General features: G+C 57.2%; 12 protein-coding genes and 1 pseudogene. 5 read left to right on the top strand and 8 right to left on the bottom strand.

Annotated features, from left to right (window positions below):
- Positions 1-104: 104 nt before the first annotated feature.
- Positions 105-1,451, top strand: coding sequence for an acetyl-CoA hydrolase/transferase family protein (locus RFER_RS11450; RefSeq protein ID WP_011464557.1), 1,347 nt, complete (start codon positions 105-107; stop codon positions 1,449-1,451).
- Between the two features lie 532 nt (positions 1,452-1,983).
- Here the strand turns inward: RFER_RS11450 and RFER_RS11445 are convergent.
- Together RFER_RS11445 and RFER_RS11440 are read right to left on the bottom strand one after the other, a co-directional pair.
- Positions 1,984-2,718, bottom strand: a pseudogene (locus tag RFER_RS11445) (IS110 family transposase); the annotation flags it as partial.
- 269 nt (positions 2,719-2,987) lie between these two features.
- Positions 2,988-3,656: a hypothetical protein gene (locus tag RFER_RS11440; RefSeq protein ID WP_011464555.1), complete on the bottom strand. Its 669-nt coding sequence runs from the start codon at positions 3,654-3,656 to the stop codon at positions 2,988-2,990.
- Between the two features lie 619 nt (positions 3,657-4,275).
- Between RFER_RS11440 and RFER_RS11435 the strand changes: the two genes are divergently transcribed.
- Genes RFER_RS11435 through RFER_RS11425 form a run of 3 tightly spaced genes read left to right on the top strand, consistent with a single transcriptional unit; the run spans position 4,276 to position 10,918 of the window.
- Complete coding sequence (locus RFER_RS11435; RefSeq protein ID WP_244095711.1) at positions 4,276-5,286, top strand: substrate-binding periplasmic protein; 1,011 nt, start codon at positions 4,276-4,278, stop codon at positions 5,284-5,286.
- A 29-nt stretch (positions 5,287-5,315) separates the two neighbouring features.
- Complete coding sequence (locus RFER_RS11430) at positions 5,316-8,345, top strand: hybrid sensor histidine kinase/response regulator (protein ID WP_011464553.1); 3,030 nt, start codon at positions 5,316-5,318, stop codon at positions 8,343-8,345.
- An 11-nt stretch (positions 8,346-8,356) separates the two neighbouring features.
- Complete coding sequence (locus tag RFER_RS11425) at positions 8,357-10,918, top strand: EAL domain-containing protein (protein WP_011464552.1); 2,562 nt, start codon at positions 8,357-8,359, stop codon at positions 10,916-10,918.
- A gap of 337 nt (positions 10,919-11,255) precedes the next feature.
- Here RFER_RS11425 and RFER_RS11420 read toward each other — a convergent pair whose 3' ends face one another.
- Positions 11,256-12,317 carry a site-specific integrase gene (locus RFER_RS11420; RefSeq protein WP_011464551.1) on the bottom strand — a complete coding sequence of 354 codons (1,062 nt, stop codon included), beginning with the start codon at positions 12,315-12,317 and terminating at the stop codon, positions 11,256-11,258.
- Between the two features lie 124 nt (positions 12,318-12,441).
- Here RFER_RS11420 and RFER_RS11415 point away from each other — a divergent pair, with 124 nt between their 5' ends.
- Positions 12,442-13,419, top strand: coding sequence for a DNA-binding protein (locus RFER_RS11415; protein WP_011464550.1), 978 nt, complete (start codon positions 12,442-12,444; stop codon positions 13,417-13,419).
- Between the two features lie 154 nt (positions 13,420-13,573).
- Here the strand turns inward: RFER_RS11415 and RFER_RS11410 are convergent, their stop codons facing one another.
- The 5 genes from RFER_RS11410 to tmk form a co-directional block, all read right to left on the bottom strand.
- Complete coding sequence (locus RFER_RS11410; protein ID WP_011464549.1) at positions 13,574-14,230, bottom strand: ankyrin repeat domain-containing protein; 657 nt, start codon at positions 14,228-14,230, stop codon at positions 13,574-13,576.
- A gap of 22 nt (positions 14,231-14,252) precedes the next feature.
- Positions 14,253-15,047, bottom strand: coding sequence for a TatD family hydrolase (locus RFER_RS11405; protein ID WP_011464548.1), 795 nt, complete (start codon positions 15,045-15,047; stop codon positions 14,253-14,255).
- Positions 15,048-15,136: 89 nt separating this feature from the next.
- Complete coding sequence (locus tag RFER_RS11400) at positions 15,137-15,499, bottom strand: PilZ domain-containing protein (RefSeq protein WP_011464547.1); 363 nt, start codon at positions 15,497-15,499, stop codon at positions 15,137-15,139.
- 9 nt (positions 15,500-15,508) lie between these two features.
- Positions 15,509-16,519, bottom strand: a complete 1,011-nt coding sequence (locus tag RFER_RS11395) for a DNA polymerase III subunit delta' (RefSeq protein ID WP_011464546.1) — start codon at positions 16,517-16,519, stop codon at positions 15,509-15,511.
- Entirely contained in the window at positions 16,516-17,163 is a 648-nt protein-coding gene (tmk, locus tag RFER_RS11390; RefSeq protein ID WP_011464545.1) for a dTMP kinase, read from the bottom strand. The genes RFER_RS11395 and tmk overlap by 4 nt, the downstream gene beginning before the upstream one ends.

Raw genomic sequence — 17,163 nt, 5'->3', positions numbered from 1 at the left:
GTAGGCGTATCACCAGAAACGCACGTGCGCAGTCGCTGCACCGAGCCAGGTGACTGACAGCGACATTCCAATTTCAACGTATCTTCAGATCGAGAGGCACGGCCATGACAACACGTCATAAGGAACAATACCGACAAAAGCTCGGCTCCGCCGACCAGGCCGCAGCCTTGGTCAAGTCGGGGGACTCGCTCTTCATGGGTGAGTTCGCCCAGAACGTGGAAGCCGTGGACGTCGCCCTTGCTTTGAGGAAAAACGATCTCAGGGATGTAATCCTGATCACCACGACCCGCGCCAAACCCCTGAGGTGCATCGAGGCCGATCCAGGCAGGGAATCGTTCATCTGGAACGACTGGCATTTTTCCGGTCTGGGCCGCAAGTATGGCGAGCAGGGCCTGGCCAGCTACATCCCGTTCAGCTACCACCAGGGCCCGCAGAACGTTATGCTGTACGAGCAGCCCGATGTCGCCGTCGTGCAGGTAACGCCGATGGATGCACAGGGTTTCTTCAACTTCTCGACCAGTTGCTCGATGACACCGGCCTACTGCCGCAGGGCCAAGATGGTCGTCGTCGAGGTCAACACGAAGGCGCCCCGATGCCTGGGCGGTCTCGACGAAGCGATCCACATCTCGCAGGTGGACATGGTCGTCGAAGGCCCCAACAGCCTGTTGCTGCAGCTGCCCGAAAGCCAGGCGAGCGACGCCGACCGTATGATCGCCGGCCACGTCATGGAACTGCTTGAAGACGGCTCAACGATCCAGCTCGGCATCGGCGCGCTTCCCAATATCGTTGGCTCGATGATCGCGCACAGCGGCTTGAAGGACCTTGGAGTGCACACCGAGATGCTGGCCGACTCTTATGTCGATATGTACGAGGCCGGTCGCATCACTGGCATGCGCAAATCCATCGACCGCGGCAAAATGGTCTATACCTTCGCCATGGGATCGCAGAAGCTCTATGACTTCCTCGACAACAACCCGGTTGCAGCGATCTTCCCGGCGTCCTATACCAACGATCCCGGCGTCATTGGCCAGAATCCCAAGGTGGTCGCGATCAACAACGCCATCGAGATCGACCTCTTCACTCAGGTCGCCAGCGAGGCCGCCGGGACGCGCCAGATATCCGGGACCGGAGGCCAGCTCGACTTCATCCTGGGGGCCTACAAATCCGAGGGTGGAAAGGGTCTGATCTGCATCAACTCGACTTTCAAGAAGAAGGACGGCACGATTGGCTCGCGAATCGTGCCGTCGCTCTCAGCCGGAACGATCGTCACTTGCCCGCGTTCGATCGTGCACTATGTTGTGACCGAATTCGGATACGCGCAGATGAAGGCCAAATCGACCTGGCAGCGGGCCGAGGCCTTGATCAACATTTCGCATCCCGATTTCAGGGAACAATTGATCAAGGAAGCCGAGTCCATGGGCATCTGGCGTCGTTCCAACAAGATCGTGTAAGTTTCTGGGTCTTACGGACGGGGACAGCGAATTCGCGCTGTCCCCGTACCGGTTTTGCTAGTCAATTTAATTTGGCTTTGCAGGTCACCACACGCTAATAATTCAACATCGATAAAAGTAACGCGGGCAGCACCAAGAAACGCACTACCGAGGCTGAAGGGCTTGCTGAAATAGCCCATACCGGCAGGTTCAAGCAGACCATTGCATATCAGGTCATTGCGGCAGTTGGGTTGCTGGCGCCAATGTCAGTACATGGACGCCCCCGGTATGCCAAGCTTTCAATTCGTTCTGACTCAAAGGAAAAGATTGCACCAGTACATTCGGACTCTTGGTGTGACTTTTAATCACGGTCCCTGATGGGATTCGCTGGTTGGATCCTCAATAGCTTTGTCGCACTTCGGTTTGCCCTGACGATCCCGGGATTTTCCAACCACGGTCTTACCTGTCGTGCCATCACTTCATGATTGCTTGAGCAACCGTTAGTTCAGTCCCCCTGTCTGTTCTCACTGTCTTACTTTTCCTGCCGACCTGACTACACGCCCACAGCCTCACGGGTGTAGTCAGGTCGGAACTCTCGATCATGTGTCAGCAACGACCACACTATGCGGGCATTCTTATTGGCGAGCGCCACGGCTGCCACATTGTTATTTCGTCGACTCACGATTTCATTGATCCATCTGCATGTTGAATCAGTCTTATCTTTGCCGTTGTAAATGACTGAGCGCGCCCCATGAATCAGAAGACTGCGCAGGTATGAGTTCCCCCGCTTGCTGATGCCCAACAGGTTTTGCTTTCCTCCACTGGAATGCTGCCGCGGAACAAGTCCCATCCACGCCGCTACCTGACGTCCACTGTCAAAGTTTTTGGTATCCCCAAGCGACGCCACCAATGCGCTGGCGGTGATTGGGCCAATGCCGGGGACCTGGGCCAGGTTGCTGCTGGCAGAACTCTGGCGATGCCACTTCACGATCTGTGATTCCAGTTCATCGACTCGAGTGTCCAGTATCTTGAAATGATCGAGCAAGCGCTGGATGAGCAACCGAAAGGATCCTGGCAATTCGTTGCTGGCATCTTCAATGAGTTCTGGCACTCCTGACTGGATGTACCAAATTCCCTGAGGGATGATCAGTCCAAATTCTGAGAGCAGGCCGCGAATCTGGTTGGCCTGAGCCGTGCGAGCTTTCACAAAGCCTTGGCGTACCGTATGCAGTGCCAAAACGCTCTGTTGCTCAACGTCTCTGATTGGCACAAAGCGCATATTGGGTCGGAATGGGAACGGCGCTGGCAGCGCTGTTCTTGCGGATGGAATGGGCGAGGTCGGTGATACCAATAGGCATGGAAATTCTCCTGGTTCAGCATGGACCATTCGAGCGATTACTTGGCCCATGCCCCGGGCGAATTCGCATGGGGTTGGCAACGAGAAAGAAGCGAAACGGGAGAAGTGTCTGGTATGAGCCACTCGAAGCTCAGGCGGACGAGGCCTTGGGCCACATTATAGGTGTTGCCAAACCTTAAATTAACGGCATGCAGATCAGATCAAAGGCCACGCGAGCGCTCCCTCATGGCCGCATTTTCCAGAATCGCCGTGCCATTGCTGCCGTGCAGAAATTCACCGACAAAAGCCCGGCCGATATCGTCCTGATCAATCGTCCCAAAGGAACCTGGAATGAGCCGTCCAAGCCAGGCCAGCACTCCGGGCGTGTGTACATTGCCGGCGATGATGCCGGGGCGGAAAATTGCCAGCCGCTTGAATCCTATTTTCCGCACTGTGTCTTCTTTTTGCCCCATGATTCGGGCATAGCGAATCCTGCTCTTCGCACTACTGCCGGCAGCGGAAAGAAGTCCGAATCGTTCGACGCCCCCCACAAGGCAACCGCGTGCAAATGCGCCGACCAGACCGATTTCCAACTTTTTGATGTCTTCTTCGCTCCATTTCTGACTCCCTTTGCCGATGCCAATGCACGACGCGCCATACAAGGGATCCCCCTGCGCGAGGCAGGAAGCTGCAAGCTTTTTGATTTCACTTTCAAAATTGGCAGCGCCGGTATCCAGAATCACTTGGCGCAGACGCTTGTGTTCGTTGAGAACGACCGCCCTGCGGTTCACCATCACCACTTCGTTACAGGCGCTGGAAGCCAGCAAGGCCCGCACTAGGGCCGATCCAACTTGCCCCGTGCCGCCGACGAGTAATACGCGAAAACCCATAAACTGATCTTTCTTTAATTTTGGCTTTCAGCGATGTTATATGCCCGGAACCAAGCGTTGGCTGAACCGGGAATGGCCACGAAGAAGTCGGCGAAGATTGGACGGTTATGATTTTCCTGGCGCTAGAAGAATTCGCTGCTCCAAACCAGACACTCGCCAACTTCTGCTCCTGGTCGGCAAGAGCCTGCGTGCACCTTAAAGCGCTCGCCCGAAAGTTGACGCTCGGGGATTCATCAAATCAGGTTGCCGCACAACTGCCGGTCGTGGCCGCGAACAAAGTGCCCATAGCGGGTGCTTACGCTTGATTGAAGCAGACGTTCAATTTCCACCTGACGGATCAAGAAGCTGACATTGGATTTGCAGTCCATCGCAAGATTCACCCGACGTTGGGCTGTGTCAGCCCGATGCAGTTTGAGAAAAGCTGGCACGCGGCACAGGTACTGAAAGCAGCGTATTTGAGTTAAGAAGAGGCATGTCCAACAGGGGCAGGGCAAGCATCTAAATCACTCTACCAGTCCGACCGCGACTCAGCCACGTCCTCAAGCGCCAATGCAACCTGCGGCTTGATGACGAGCCAATAATCTTGGGTATTTGATTGCGACAAGTCAGCAAAGCCCATTTGATTGAGAATTTCAAGGCGGATTCTGTTCAAATGTCCGTGAAATTATGTGGGAAGGTGTTCACGATGCAAATCAGGGCGCAGTTTCAGCTTCAGGGCTTGTCTATTGACGCGCCAGCTCGGCGGGTAACTACAAGCGGATTGTGCACCTGGCGTATGCTGTATTCTTTGGTGCTTGCGTTGGTTTGCGCACATCTGCTCACTCTAACCACGCTGGTGATGGCGGCCAGCACGCCGCTGACCTATTTCCCGGCCGGGCTTATTTATGAATACCGCTGGAAGCTGCTGGAACTGGCCCTTGCGCACACGCAGGACGGATCAGCAGCCACGCAGCTAAATCCCTACACAGAAGACATTACGCAAAATCGCGGGGTGCAGCTACTGCAGGCGGGGGCAATCGACGTGATTGCCCTTGGTACCAATGTGGAGCGCGAGTCGCAGATGGCTCCCGTCAAGATCGACATCTTGCGCGGCATTGTGGGGTTTCGCATTTTTGTGATCCGCGCCATAGACCAGCAACGTATTGCCAACCTGGATGAGCAAGCTATGCGACAGCAGCTCACCTTCGGGCTGAACAGCCAGTGGGCCGATGTGCCCGTGATGCGAGCCAACGGCTTCACGGTCGAGACATCGACCAGCTATGAAAACCTGTTCGGTATGCTGGCGGCAAAACGTTTTGATGCATTTCCACGCGGTCTCAATGAGGCTTCGCGCGAACTGGAAGAACGCAAGGTCAACTACCCCCAACTGGCAGTGGAGAAAACCAAAGCGCTGTTCTTCCCCTTTCCGGTTTATTTTTGGGTCAAAAAAGACAACAAAGCACTGGCACGGCGTATTGAACATGGTCTGACGCTGGCATTGGTCGATGGTTCCTTTCGCAAGTTGTTCGAGACCTACCACGCCAAGGAAATCGCCGCCCTGGCCAAGGAAAAACGCCTGGTGATTCGCCTAAGCAACCCGAACCTACCTCCGGGCAACCCGGAGCCCGATACCCATTGGTGGTGGCGATAGGCGGCGCACCCTCTCACACGATTGACCCAATGACGCCCACCCAAACGCTGACCAGAAGGTTGCTCTTTGCGATATTCCCATGGTATTTGCTGGTGGCGCTGTGCATGGCCGTTGCACAGCTCGCCATTCAGCTCATCAGCGTCAACCGCGACATTCAAAGTGATTTGGCAACGTTAGGGCAGACGATTGCCCCCAGTGCAGCGGTTGCGGTATGGGAGCTCGATGGCCAGGGACTGCGCTCGCTAGCGCGGGGGATTCGACAAAATGCCATCGTCACGGGCGTTCAAATTACCGCGATCACAGGGGACCTCTCTGCTATCGATGGAGAGCTGCCAGAGGGCGATGGTGAGGCTACCCATTCGCCGGCAAGCGCATTCAATCAGACCTCCGTACCGCTTAACTACACCTCTGCGCGCGGGGATACCCAGTTGATTGGGAGCCTCAAGATGTACTCCAGCCGCGACGTGGTCTGGACGCGCTCCAAATACAGTGTCATGGTGACCCTGGTCAACTCACTGGTGGTCACCACCGCGCTGTGGCTTATTTTTTCGTGGGCGATCCGCTTTCGCCTGTCTGACGCCGTCACGCAAGTTGCCAGGGCTGTCAGGAACTGGCGATTCCAGCGCCGCAACCTGCTGGTTGAACCCATCAGCTACCCCTACCAGGACGAACTGGGCGAACTCGTCAAAGCCTTCAACGAAAGCCGCATGCAGCTTTCCGACTCGATGCAGGATCTGGCCGAACTCAACCAAAACCTGGAAGCCATCGTCACTGTCCGCACGCAAGAACTCCAGCAGGCAAAAGACGCTGCAGAAGAGGCCACCAGCGCCAAATCAGAATTCCTGGCCAATATGAGCCATGAAATCCGCACCCCCATGAACGCAGTGCTGGGCATGCTTTACCTGCTACTCAAAACCGATTTGTCGCCGACCCAGCACAACTACCTGGCCAAGGCGCAGGGGGCGGCGCATTCCTTGTTGGGCACCATCAACGACATCTTGGATATTTCCAAAATTGAAGCCGGCAAGATTGACATTGAAAGCGTCGAGTTTGGACTGGACGCGGTGCTGGGCCAGCTCACCGATGCCATCGGCTACCAGGCTGAACAAAAAGGCATCGAATTTCTCATCCGTTACGACGGATCGATTCCACCGTTCCTGATCGGCGACCCCTTGCGACTGGGGCAAGTGCTGCTCAATGTGTGTGGCAACGCGGTCAAATTCACAGAGCAGGGCCAGGTCGAGCTGGGTTTCCTCAGCACATCGCAGACCGAGGTCGGACTAACGCTGCAAGTCTATGTGCGCGACAGCGGCATTGGCATTGCCCGAGAAGTCCAAAACACGCTGTTCAAAAAATTCACCCAGGCTGACCAGTCCACCACCCGCCGCTTTGGTGGTACCGGGCTGGGCTTGGTCATCAGCAAAAGCCTGGTCGAACTGATGGGGGGACGCATCTGGATTGAAGACTCCCAACCTGGCAAAGGCACCACCATTTGTTTTACCGTGCAACTTCAACTATCCGAACACAGCCGGGCGCGTCAACTTGAATTGATAGAGCAGACGGGGCCGCTGCTCAAAGGCCTGCGCATGCTGGTGGTGGATGACAACGAAGCTTCGTGCGAAATCATGGCTCAAACGTTGCGCTACTTTCATGTGGATGCCAGCACGGCCAATAGCGGGCCTGCCGCGCTGACTATTTTGAAGAATGCAGCGGCCCACCCCTTTGATCTGGTGCTGATGGACTGGCGCATGCCCGGCATGAACGGCGACGAAGTCACCCGGCGCATCCGCGCAGAACCAGGCATTGCACACCAACCCAAAGTCGTGATGGTGAGCGCCTATGGTCACGAAGACGTCATCAAGCTGGCTGAACAGGCACGGGTGGACGGTTTCCTGACCAAGCCGGTATCGCCTTCCACCTTGCTGGACACCGTCTTGTCCGTTCTTGGGCGCGGGCGCATTCTGGCTGGGGGCAACAAACAACCAGCGTCTGCAGATACGCGAGGCAACAGCTCACTTTCCGGTGCGTGCCTGTTGCTGGTGGAAGACAACGACATCAATCGGGAATTCGCCACTGAACTGCTGCGCGGCGAAGGTATCGAGATCATCGAAGCCGTCAACGGCCAGGAGGCGCTCGATAAGGTGCAGCAGCACGACCTGGATGCCGTGCTGATGGACCTGCAAATGCCGGTGATGGATGGGCTGCAAGCAACGCGCCGCATTCGCGCCTTGGCCAATACGCCTGAAGGCGCACGTTTTGCCAGCCTTCCCATCATTGCCATGACGGCGCTGGCAATGCCTCAGGATGCGCAAAAGAGCCGCGAGGCTGGTATGAACGACCACATCAGCAAGCCAGTGGACCCGGAGCACCTGATGGCGACGTTGGCAAAATGGATTCATTTGCCAGCAGACAGAACCAGCGCGCCCAAGCCCGCCATCTCCCATCCAGACCTGCCGCAGGACCTGCTGGGACTGTCCAGTCTGGACGCCGTTGAAGGCGTGCGGCGCATTGGTGGAAAGGCAGATGCCTACCGCCGGCAGTTGCGTCGTTTCAGGGAGCACTATGCCGATGCGGTTGACAAGTTGAGGCACTTGATCGCAACGCAAGACGCTCACCAGGCTGGGGATTATTGCCATCTACTCAAAGGTGTCACCGGCAACATCGGGGCGCAGGCCCTGTACCTGCAAGTAGCCCTGATTGATGCGCAGATCAAAAAAGACCATACACCCGCCAACGCAGAACTGGAGGCCATGCAAGTCTTGCTGCAGCAGGTGCTTCAGGACATTGACAGACTGGGTGCCAGCACCAAGCCCCCCGAAGCATCGGCCACGTTGCTGGATGGAAACCAACTGCGTGGGCACCTGGAAGGGCTCAAGCAGGCCCTGAGCTACGATTTGGGCAGCGCCGAAAAGATACTGGGCCAATTGTTCAGAGGTGTCAGCGGCACACCGCTGCAGGCGGACATTGCGGTGATTGCCGGCAAAGTGGAACTGTTTGAGCTTGACGCTGCGCAGTTGCTGCTCAAACAATTGCAAAACCGCATGAAGATCACCACCTGAGTCTTTTCAATATGAACCCAAGCACCCGCACCTGCATTCTCATTGTTGACGATGTCAACGAGAACCTGCACGCACTAATGAACATCCTGCGCGATGACTATGCCATCCTGGCGGCCAACACGGGTGAGAAAGCCCTTGAACTGGCGCGGCGCGTGCCCCAGCCCGATCTGATTTTGCTGGACATCAAAATGCCCGGCATGGACGGGTATTCCGTTCTGGCACACCTGAAAGCCGATCCGAAAACCGCCGACATTCCGGTGATCTTTGTTACCGCTTTGGCCGATGCTGCCGACGAGGCGCGTGGCCTGACCCTGGGCGTGGCCGACTACATCACCAAACCGGTCAACCCGGACTTGCTGCATTTGCGGGTGCGCATCCAGCTTGAATTGCAGCGCCATCGCAGACAACCGGTCACTTTTGACATAGCCCACCAGCAAGAGCGCCAGGCGTCGCTCCTGGTGGTGGACGATGTGCCGGAAAACATCCACGAATTGCTGGATGCCCTCAAGGAGGAATACCGCATCATGGTGGCCAACTCAGGGCCCAAGGCCCTTGAATTGGTGCAGGGTCCGACACCACCCGACCTGGTGCTGCTGGACATTGTGATGCCCGGCATGGATGGCTACGAAGTGTGCCAACGCATCAAAGCCAGCGCCGCAGGCAATGGCATTCCGGTGATCTTTGTTACCGTGGTGGATGCAACTGATCAAAAGGTCAAAGGGTTTGACCTGGGCGCGGCCGACTTTATTAGCAAGCCATTCGACATTGATGAAGTACGCGCCCGTGTGCGCACCCATCTAGAACTGGCCCGGCTGCGCTTCTCGCTGGAGCAACTGGTGGCACAGCGCACCGCCCTGCTAAACAAAAGCGAAGAAAAGTACCGCATCCTGGCCGACTACTCACCCAACTGGGAATACTGGATGGCACCCGATGGCAGCTACCTGTATGTGTCGCCCGCTTGTGTGCACGAGTCCGGTTACGCTCCGCAAGACTTTTTCGACAATGCTGAATTGATGGACACCATCATCCATCCGGATGACCTGTCTGCCTGGAATAAATACGGTCCGGCCGCTGCGGGTACCGTGTCAGAACCGCTGATTTTTCGCATCAAGGCAAAAGACGGCGGCGAACGCTGGATCGAACACGTCTCCAACAGGGTGCTGGACACATCGGGGCGTTCACTTGGCCAACGCGGCTCGCATCGCGACATTTCCAAACGCCACGAGACCGAGCAACGACTGGATTTCTACATCAACCGCGATCCGCTCACAGGCTTGCCGAACCGGGTTCTGTTTCGTGAGTTTTTGGGCCGCACTTTGCAGCGTGCTGAGCGTGACCAGTCACAGTTCGCGCTGTTGATTGTCAATTTGGACAACTTCAATAGCGTTAACCAGAGCCTCGGTCACAGCCAGGGTGACCAACTGCTGATTGAGGCCAGCAAACGCCTGCGCACGCTGCTGCCAGACCTGGATGCCGTTGCCCGCATCAGCGGGGATGAGTTCAACATCATCTTGAACCAGGGCGAAAATGCGCCGCCGATTGATCTGGTTGCGCAGCGCATGATTGATGCCTTGGGAATCCCGTTCAATCTCAATGACAGCAGCGTCTATGTGGGTGCAAGCATCGGCATTTCCATGTACCCGTCCGATGGACGCGACGTCGAGACGCTGCAAAGCAATGCGGCGGCGGCGCTGCACCAGGCCAAGTCGCGCGGTCGAGGCATGTTGCGGTTCTTCTCCATGGAGATGATGGGCCGCTCCAAAGCGCGGCTGACGCTAGAAGCCGCACTACGCCAATCGGTCGAACGTGACGAACTTCGGCTTTACTACCAGCCGCAAGTGGACCTGATCAGCGGCGAAATAGTGGGCGTGGAAGCGTTGGTGCGCTGGCAGCATGCCGAGCGCGGCCTGATTCCACCCAACGAATTCATACCTTTGGCAGAAGAAAGTGGCTACGTGGTCACGCTGGGCGACTGGGTTTTGCGCACTGCCTGTCGGCAGATCAAGCAATGGGCAGGGTTGGGCTTGCCACTGCGCCAGGTGGCGGTGAACGTGTCTGCCGTTCAGTTAAGCCGCGGCAAACTGGTTGAGTCGGTGAAGGATGCCCTGCAAGAAACCGGCATTGCACCGGGCATGCTGGAGCTCGAAATCACGGAGAGCAGCGTCATGCTGGACCGTGAAAGGTCATTGGAGACACTGGCCAGTCTGAAAGCCCTGGGCGTACAACTATCGATTGACGACTTCGGCACAGGTTATTCGTCTCTGGCATACCTCCAGCAGTTGGAAGTCGACAAGCTCAAAATTGACATTGCCTTTGTGCGCGACATGACCACCAACAGCAACAATGCCGCCATCGTCAAGGCGGTCATCGCTTTGGGGCACAGCCTGGGTCTGGAGATCATTGGCGAAGGCGTAGAGACTGCTGACCAGGCACGCCATTTGCGCACTCTGCGCTGCGACATCATGCAGGGGTATATGGTCAGCAGGCCGATACCGGGCGCGGAGATGACACAGTTCATGCGCACCTTCAAACCCGTCGTCATCCCGGCGGGTGACCAACGTGCGGCTGGTTGACTGTCCGGCTCAAGAGACAGCCATAGCGAAAACTCGAGATTGTCTGGTGAACGGCCGCTGTGGAGAATTTTGTTTGATCAAGGACTGCATCTGAGAATGAAAGATCTCTTCCGCTCCTGGTCGAGTCCGGATACCCCTTTTGGTTGAAATCGCGGCCATACAGCTGACAGTTGGCCTACCGGCGCCAATGTCAGGTATCGGGCGGGCAATTTGAATTTCTGTAGACCCGCTTGGTTGACCGGAATAATGGCAGTGATGCCCAGCATATGCACTTGCCGGGCTCAAATTCGAAGCAGTAGTCGAGCTAACCTTTTTCTGACGCATTTGGGCAAGCCATTTATTCGTATAGCCGGGCGGCTGCACTCGACAAAGCGCTCTCAGATCGGAAATACCCCAACACCGTCGCCAAACTGTGATGCCCCGTCATCGCCATCGTTTCCGCCAGTGGCACGTTCTGGCGGCCGGCCTCCGTCACAAAGCCTGATCGCAACGAATGCGCAGAAAAATCCCCTTCAATTCCCGCCAACGCACAGCGGTCCTTGACGATGGTGCGCACGGCAGCGGGGGAGAGGGCGTCACCGAGATGCCCGCCCTTGCGAATTCTCCTAAAAATCGCGCCTGATGTGATTGGACCGGCCTGGAGCCAATCGTTAAGTGCCGTCCCCGCAGCGCCCAGTACCGGCTTGCCATTTTCCGGCTGGTCTGTTCCAGCCTGATTGGTCTTGGAGTGGGCGAGGGTGAAGATGAAGGCGGTCGGCCCCACCCGTTTCAAAAACTGCATGTCCGCGCCCGCCACTTCGGAACGTCTGCGCCCGCCACTGGACCAGGCAAAGAGGAGCAGGGCACGGTCGCGCTTGCCGCGCAGCGAGTCGTCGCAGGTGGCCAGGATCGCCTGCAGCGGATCTTTCGTCAGCGCATCCTTTTTCTGGGGCAGGGCGCCGCGCTTGGCGTAGGCCTTGCGGGTGCGTGACAGCAGCTCGCGCACCTTGGGGTCGTGGCAGGGATTCTTGAACTCGCGCATCTGGTGGGCCTTGGACAACACCGCGATCCGGTGCACCAGCGTGTTGTGCGCCAAAGCGCCGGGCTTGCCTTTGTAGCCGGCCTGGACCAAGGCCTGGTCAATCTCGGCCGGCAGTTCCGACACGAGTCCTTTGTCGGTAGTGCGCTGAGCATGGTCGACGATGAACTGCAGCACGCAAGCGGTCGGCACCGGTAAGTCAATCTGACGGCCGTATCGAATCCCATACCAGGCCGCCCAGTAGCGCAAAGCGCTACGGTAGCTGGCCAGGGTGTTTTGTGACTCGCCTTCGCGCAGCAGGTCCTCGACGGCATGCTGAGTGAGCTCGCTGAGTTCTGCGGGCTGCAGGGCAGGGACTTTTTGCAGGACGGGCAGGCGCATGTTCGGGTCAAGGTGGATAATCAACTAATTTCATACATAGTATGTATGATGTATTACGCGTTTTCATTATAGGTCACGATAACAATCTCTTATCGTTGGTAAATATAACCAGTGGAGCAGGGCGATGCAATCGAAAAGTACGAGGGGTGTGCAGCAGGAGGATGTGTGGACCGCAGCCGATGCGCTGATCGCGGAGGGCCTGCGGCCGACCATTGAGCGAGTGCGGCAAAAGATCGGTCGCGGCTCGCCCAACACCGTCAGCCCGATGCTGGAGTCCTGGTTTGCAACCTTGGGCCCACGCCTGGGCGTGAGCGACGGCAAGAAGGACTCGACTGGGGCTGAGTTACCGGCGCCCGTGCACCAGGCAGTGGTCAAACTATGGGACAGCGCTCTTCGTTCAGCACAGGAAGTCGCCGAGCAAGGTCTCATACTGGCACAGCAAGCATTAGCACGCGAACGTGCTTCCCTGGAGTTTCGGGATGCAGACTTAGCGAGCCGAGAGCAACTACTCAAGGAACGACAAGGTGCCATAGACGAAGCATTGCAAGTTGCTCGTGGCCAGATCGTCGATCTGACGTCACGCTTGGAACAGGTACATGTCATGTCGATTCGCCGCGATGGCGAAGTGGACGCGCTGCAGCTCAAATTGTCGGACTCGGACAGACAGCGTATGTTGGACCAACGCCGCAACGAGGAAGAAGCCAACCGCCATGCCGACGAGCGACGGCGGCTACAAGAGCACGCTACCAGCACAGAGCGCCGACTGATGACAGAGCTTGACAGGGAGAGGCAAGAAGCCAAACGGCTGAAGTCGAAGTTGAACGAAGCGGAGCAATGTGCGGACGCCGTCGCCAAGAAGATTCAAGAGGACACGCAAATCCTAGCTCAGAGATTGCGGGATGCGGAAATTGAGCTGCGGTCTGAACACCAAGCCTTGCTGATAACACATGAACGTGCCAATGAACTTCGAAGACTAATGGATGATCAGCGGATCTCTAACGGTGAGGCGTTGGACAAGATGAGTCTATTACTGACCGAGGCAACCCAAAGGGAACAGGCAATCGTGAAGCCCAAGAAAAGGGTGAAATCCAAAGTCGGTTAAGCCAAGAAGGCCGCAAAACGGTTGATGTGACACATTTACTTCAATTAGTGTGACACTTTTACTTCGCCGGATGGTGAGTGGCAAAGCTGACAGTCTAACCGTAGCAATGTAACTTAACATAATATACATCGTATCAAGTACGATTCAGACCAAGCTACCATTTTTCTTTCGGCTGGCGAGCCCGCACAAAGGCGGAAATAATCTCGGCGGACTCCGCACGGTTGGCGCGCTGGGCAAAGTCAATCGCGGACAGCCCCAGGTCATTCCTGAGCATGGGGTCTGCGCCGGCTTCTAGCAGCAGCTTGACGGCCATCGGCGTGCCATAGCTGGCTGCCATCATCAGCGGCGTGCTGCCGTTGGGTGAAACTGCATCAATATAGGCATAGTTTTCCAACAGCAGGTTCATCACCGCCAGATGCCCATGGGTGGCCGCGTAATGCAGCGGCGTCCAGCCTGGCTTGTTGACGTCCGCACCCTTGCTGATGAGCTGCTGGCAGATCTCCGTCAAGCCGTTGATGGCCGCCAGCATGAGCGGACTTTCGTCCTGGCGGTTGCGCGTCTCGACCTTGGTTTTAGGCCAGTTGATCAGGACCGTCGCCACCTCGAGTGATGGTTCCCGTATGGCCAGCAGCAAACCATGTTCACCCGCAGGATTGAGCGTATTGGCATCAAAGCCCCGGTTTAACAGACCAATGACCGTGTGGGTATCGTTGTGTTTGATGGCCGTGAAAAAATCGTCATATGAACCTGCATGACAGAAAGAATAACTATATAAAACAATAAGATAAAAAATATATTTAAAGTTAAACATCAACTTACTCCTTGCCCGGGATTCACAACAAAACCCCTTTGAACAGCGTCTCGAAATTGCGACTGGTGATCTCCGCGATGTGTTCCACCGGGCGGTGTCGGGTCTCAGCCAACTGCGCCGCCACAAACGGCACCAGCGACGGATTGTTGGTTTTGCCACGGTAAGGCACTGGCGCCAGATAGGGACTGTCGGTTTCGATCAGCAGACGGTCCGACGGCACAAAGGCGGCGACATCGCGCAGGTCCTGGGCGTTTTTGAAAGTCAGGATGCCGGAAAAAGAAATGTAGAAACCCAAGTCCAGCGCCGCCCGCGCCACGTCAAGCGTTTCGGTAAAACAATGAAAGACACCCCCGGCGCTGCCCAAAGTGCCGTTTTCACCTTCTTCTCGAAGTATGCCCAGGGTGTCGTCGGATGCGCTTCGGGTATGAATCACCAGTGGTTTGGCCAACTGCCGGGCGGCGTGGATGTGGGTGCGAAAGCGCTCGCGTTGCCACGCCATGTCGGCCACGCTGCGCCCGCCCAGACGGTAATAGTCAAGCCCGGTTTCACCGACCCCGACCACGCGCGGCAACTGGCCGCGGCTGAGCAGATCCTGCAGGCTGGGTTCCTGGACGTCTTCACTGTCGGGATGGACACCAACCGTGGCCCAAAAATTGTCATATTGGGTGGCCAGCGCATGCACAGTGCCAAACTCCTCCAGCGTGGTGCTGATGCACAAAGCGCGATCCACCCGGGCCTCGCTCATGGCTTGCCGGATGGCCGGCAGTTGGGAGAGGAGTTCAGGAAAATTGAGATGGCAGTGGGAATCGGTAAACATAGGTATCAATCAAAGGCAACGGGCGGTTTGTCAGACCGGCAGTGCCGAAAAGCCGTTCCCAACGCTGTGTTGTGGCGCAAAGCGGCAGTTCAAATCGTTTGGGTGGGCCGATCAGAGGCCAGATGGCCACCCAGAATTTCTTCAATTTTGAGCTTGAGTAAGCGCGATTTTTCGTCCTTGGGAAACAAAATGCCAACCCCCTGCGTACGGTTGTTGGCCGCCCTGGGCGGCGTCACCCAAGCCACTTTGCCCGCAATCGGGTAACGCTGCGGATCCTCCGGCAGCGACAGCAACACATAAACATCGTCGCCCAACTCATACTCGCGCGCTGTCGGAATAAAGATGCCACCCTCGGTAAACAAAGGGATATAGGCCGCGTAGAGCGCCGACTTTTCCTTGATGGCCAACTGAATGACACTCGGTCGTGGGGTGACTGGCGTTGAGTTACTCATGGGCTTTCGCTAGTTCTTTGCATTGATGGCATTTTGCGCCTGACTCACCAATGCTTCCAGCATCAAACCGCTGTTAAACGGGTGCTCCACCGTGCGCACGGCAGCTGCCAGCGCCTTGCCCCAAGCCGTCAAGGTGGCCAGGGAACTGCCGGCGGGCAAGTCAAGGGCATCAAAAAACCGGGGCGTGGCACCAGTTTTGACGGCCAGCAGGTCATGACAGAGCTTCTGCAAGGCATCGACGGCTTGCGTTGGGGTCCAGTCCTTGAGTCCGCCCACGTCACCGCGCGCCATCGCGTTGGGCAGCTTGACCCAGCTGGCGGGCGTCGGCCCGGAGGGGCCAGCTTGTGCCAACAACAGGGCGTCGTCCGGTCGGCCACCGCAGGCGCGCAGCATCACAGCCGCTTGGCGCCCGTCCAGGCCTTGCTGCTGCAACCACGCCAGCGAGGTATCAAGCGCAGGCCAAACCATGGTGTGCGCCAGGCAGCGACTGCGAATCGTGGGCAGCAACTGGTGGGCGGCATCGCTGGCCAACACAAACTTCACGTCGCCCGGTGGCTCTTCCAGGGTCTTGAGCAGCGCATTGGCAGTCACGTGGTTCATGCGTTCGGCCGGAAACACCAGCACCGCCTTGCCCCGACCGCGGGCGCTGGTGCGCTGCGAAAACTCCACCGCGTCGCGCATGGCGTCGACCCGGATTTCCTTGCTCGGCTTGCGTGTTTTGGCATCAATCTCGCCTTGCGCTTTTTCGCTCAAGGGCCAGCCCAGTTCCAGTGCCACGGTCTCAGGCATCAACACGCACAAGTCAGCATGGGTGCGCACCTCGATCGCGTGGCAACTGCCGCAAACGCCACAAGCGCCCTGCTCTGTCGGCTGTTCACACAACCAGGCGCACACCAGAGCCAGTGCCAGGCGGTACTGGCCGAGTCCGGAGGGGCCCAGCAATAACCAGGCGTGGCCGTTTTGCGCCAGCAGCGTTTGAGTTTGCGCGGCAATCCATGGCGCCACTGTGGTGGTGCTCATGTCAGCCAGCCTCTGGCTTGAACCGCGTGCAACACGTCTTGCCAGACCGCCTCGCGCGTCTGGTTGGCCTCAATGCGGGCAAAGCGGCTGGGGCAAGCCGTCATGCGATTCAGGTAGCCATCAGACACACGCCGGAAAAATTCGACCGGTTGGGCCTCAAATTTGTCCGGGCTGCGTGCACCTGCCAAACGCTGCGCCGCAATGGCAGCGGCCAAATCAAACCACACCGTCAAATCCGGGTTTCTGATGAAATCAGGCTCTAGCCCTTGTATTGACTGCACAGTGCGCTCTAAAAATGAGAGTATTTTTAAATCAAAACCGCGCCCGGCACCTTGGTAAGCAAAGGTCGCATCGGTAAAGCGGTCGCATAACACGACATCACCGCGGGCCAGCGCCGGCTCAATCAGTTGTTGCAGATGATCGCGCCGGGCGGCAAACACCAGCAGGGCCTCGGTCATGGCATCCATGGCGTCGTTCAACACCAGCACACGGAGCTTTTCGGCCAAGGGCGTGCCGCCGGGCTCACGTGTCAGCGTCACCGCCCGGCCCTGGGCCCGGAACGCCTGCGCCAGGGCGTCAATGTGCGTGGACTTGCCCGCGCCATCAATGCCTTCGAAACTGATGAAAATTCCCTCTGTTGTCAT

The sequence above is a fragment of the Rhodoferax ferrireducens T118 genome (genome assembly GCF_000013605.1).
Lineage (GTDB): Bacteria > Pseudomonadota > Gammaproteobacteria > Burkholderiales > Burkholderiaceae_C > Rhodoferax > Rhodoferax ferrireducens.
This window is presented reverse-complemented; position numbering and strand designations above follow the sequence as displayed.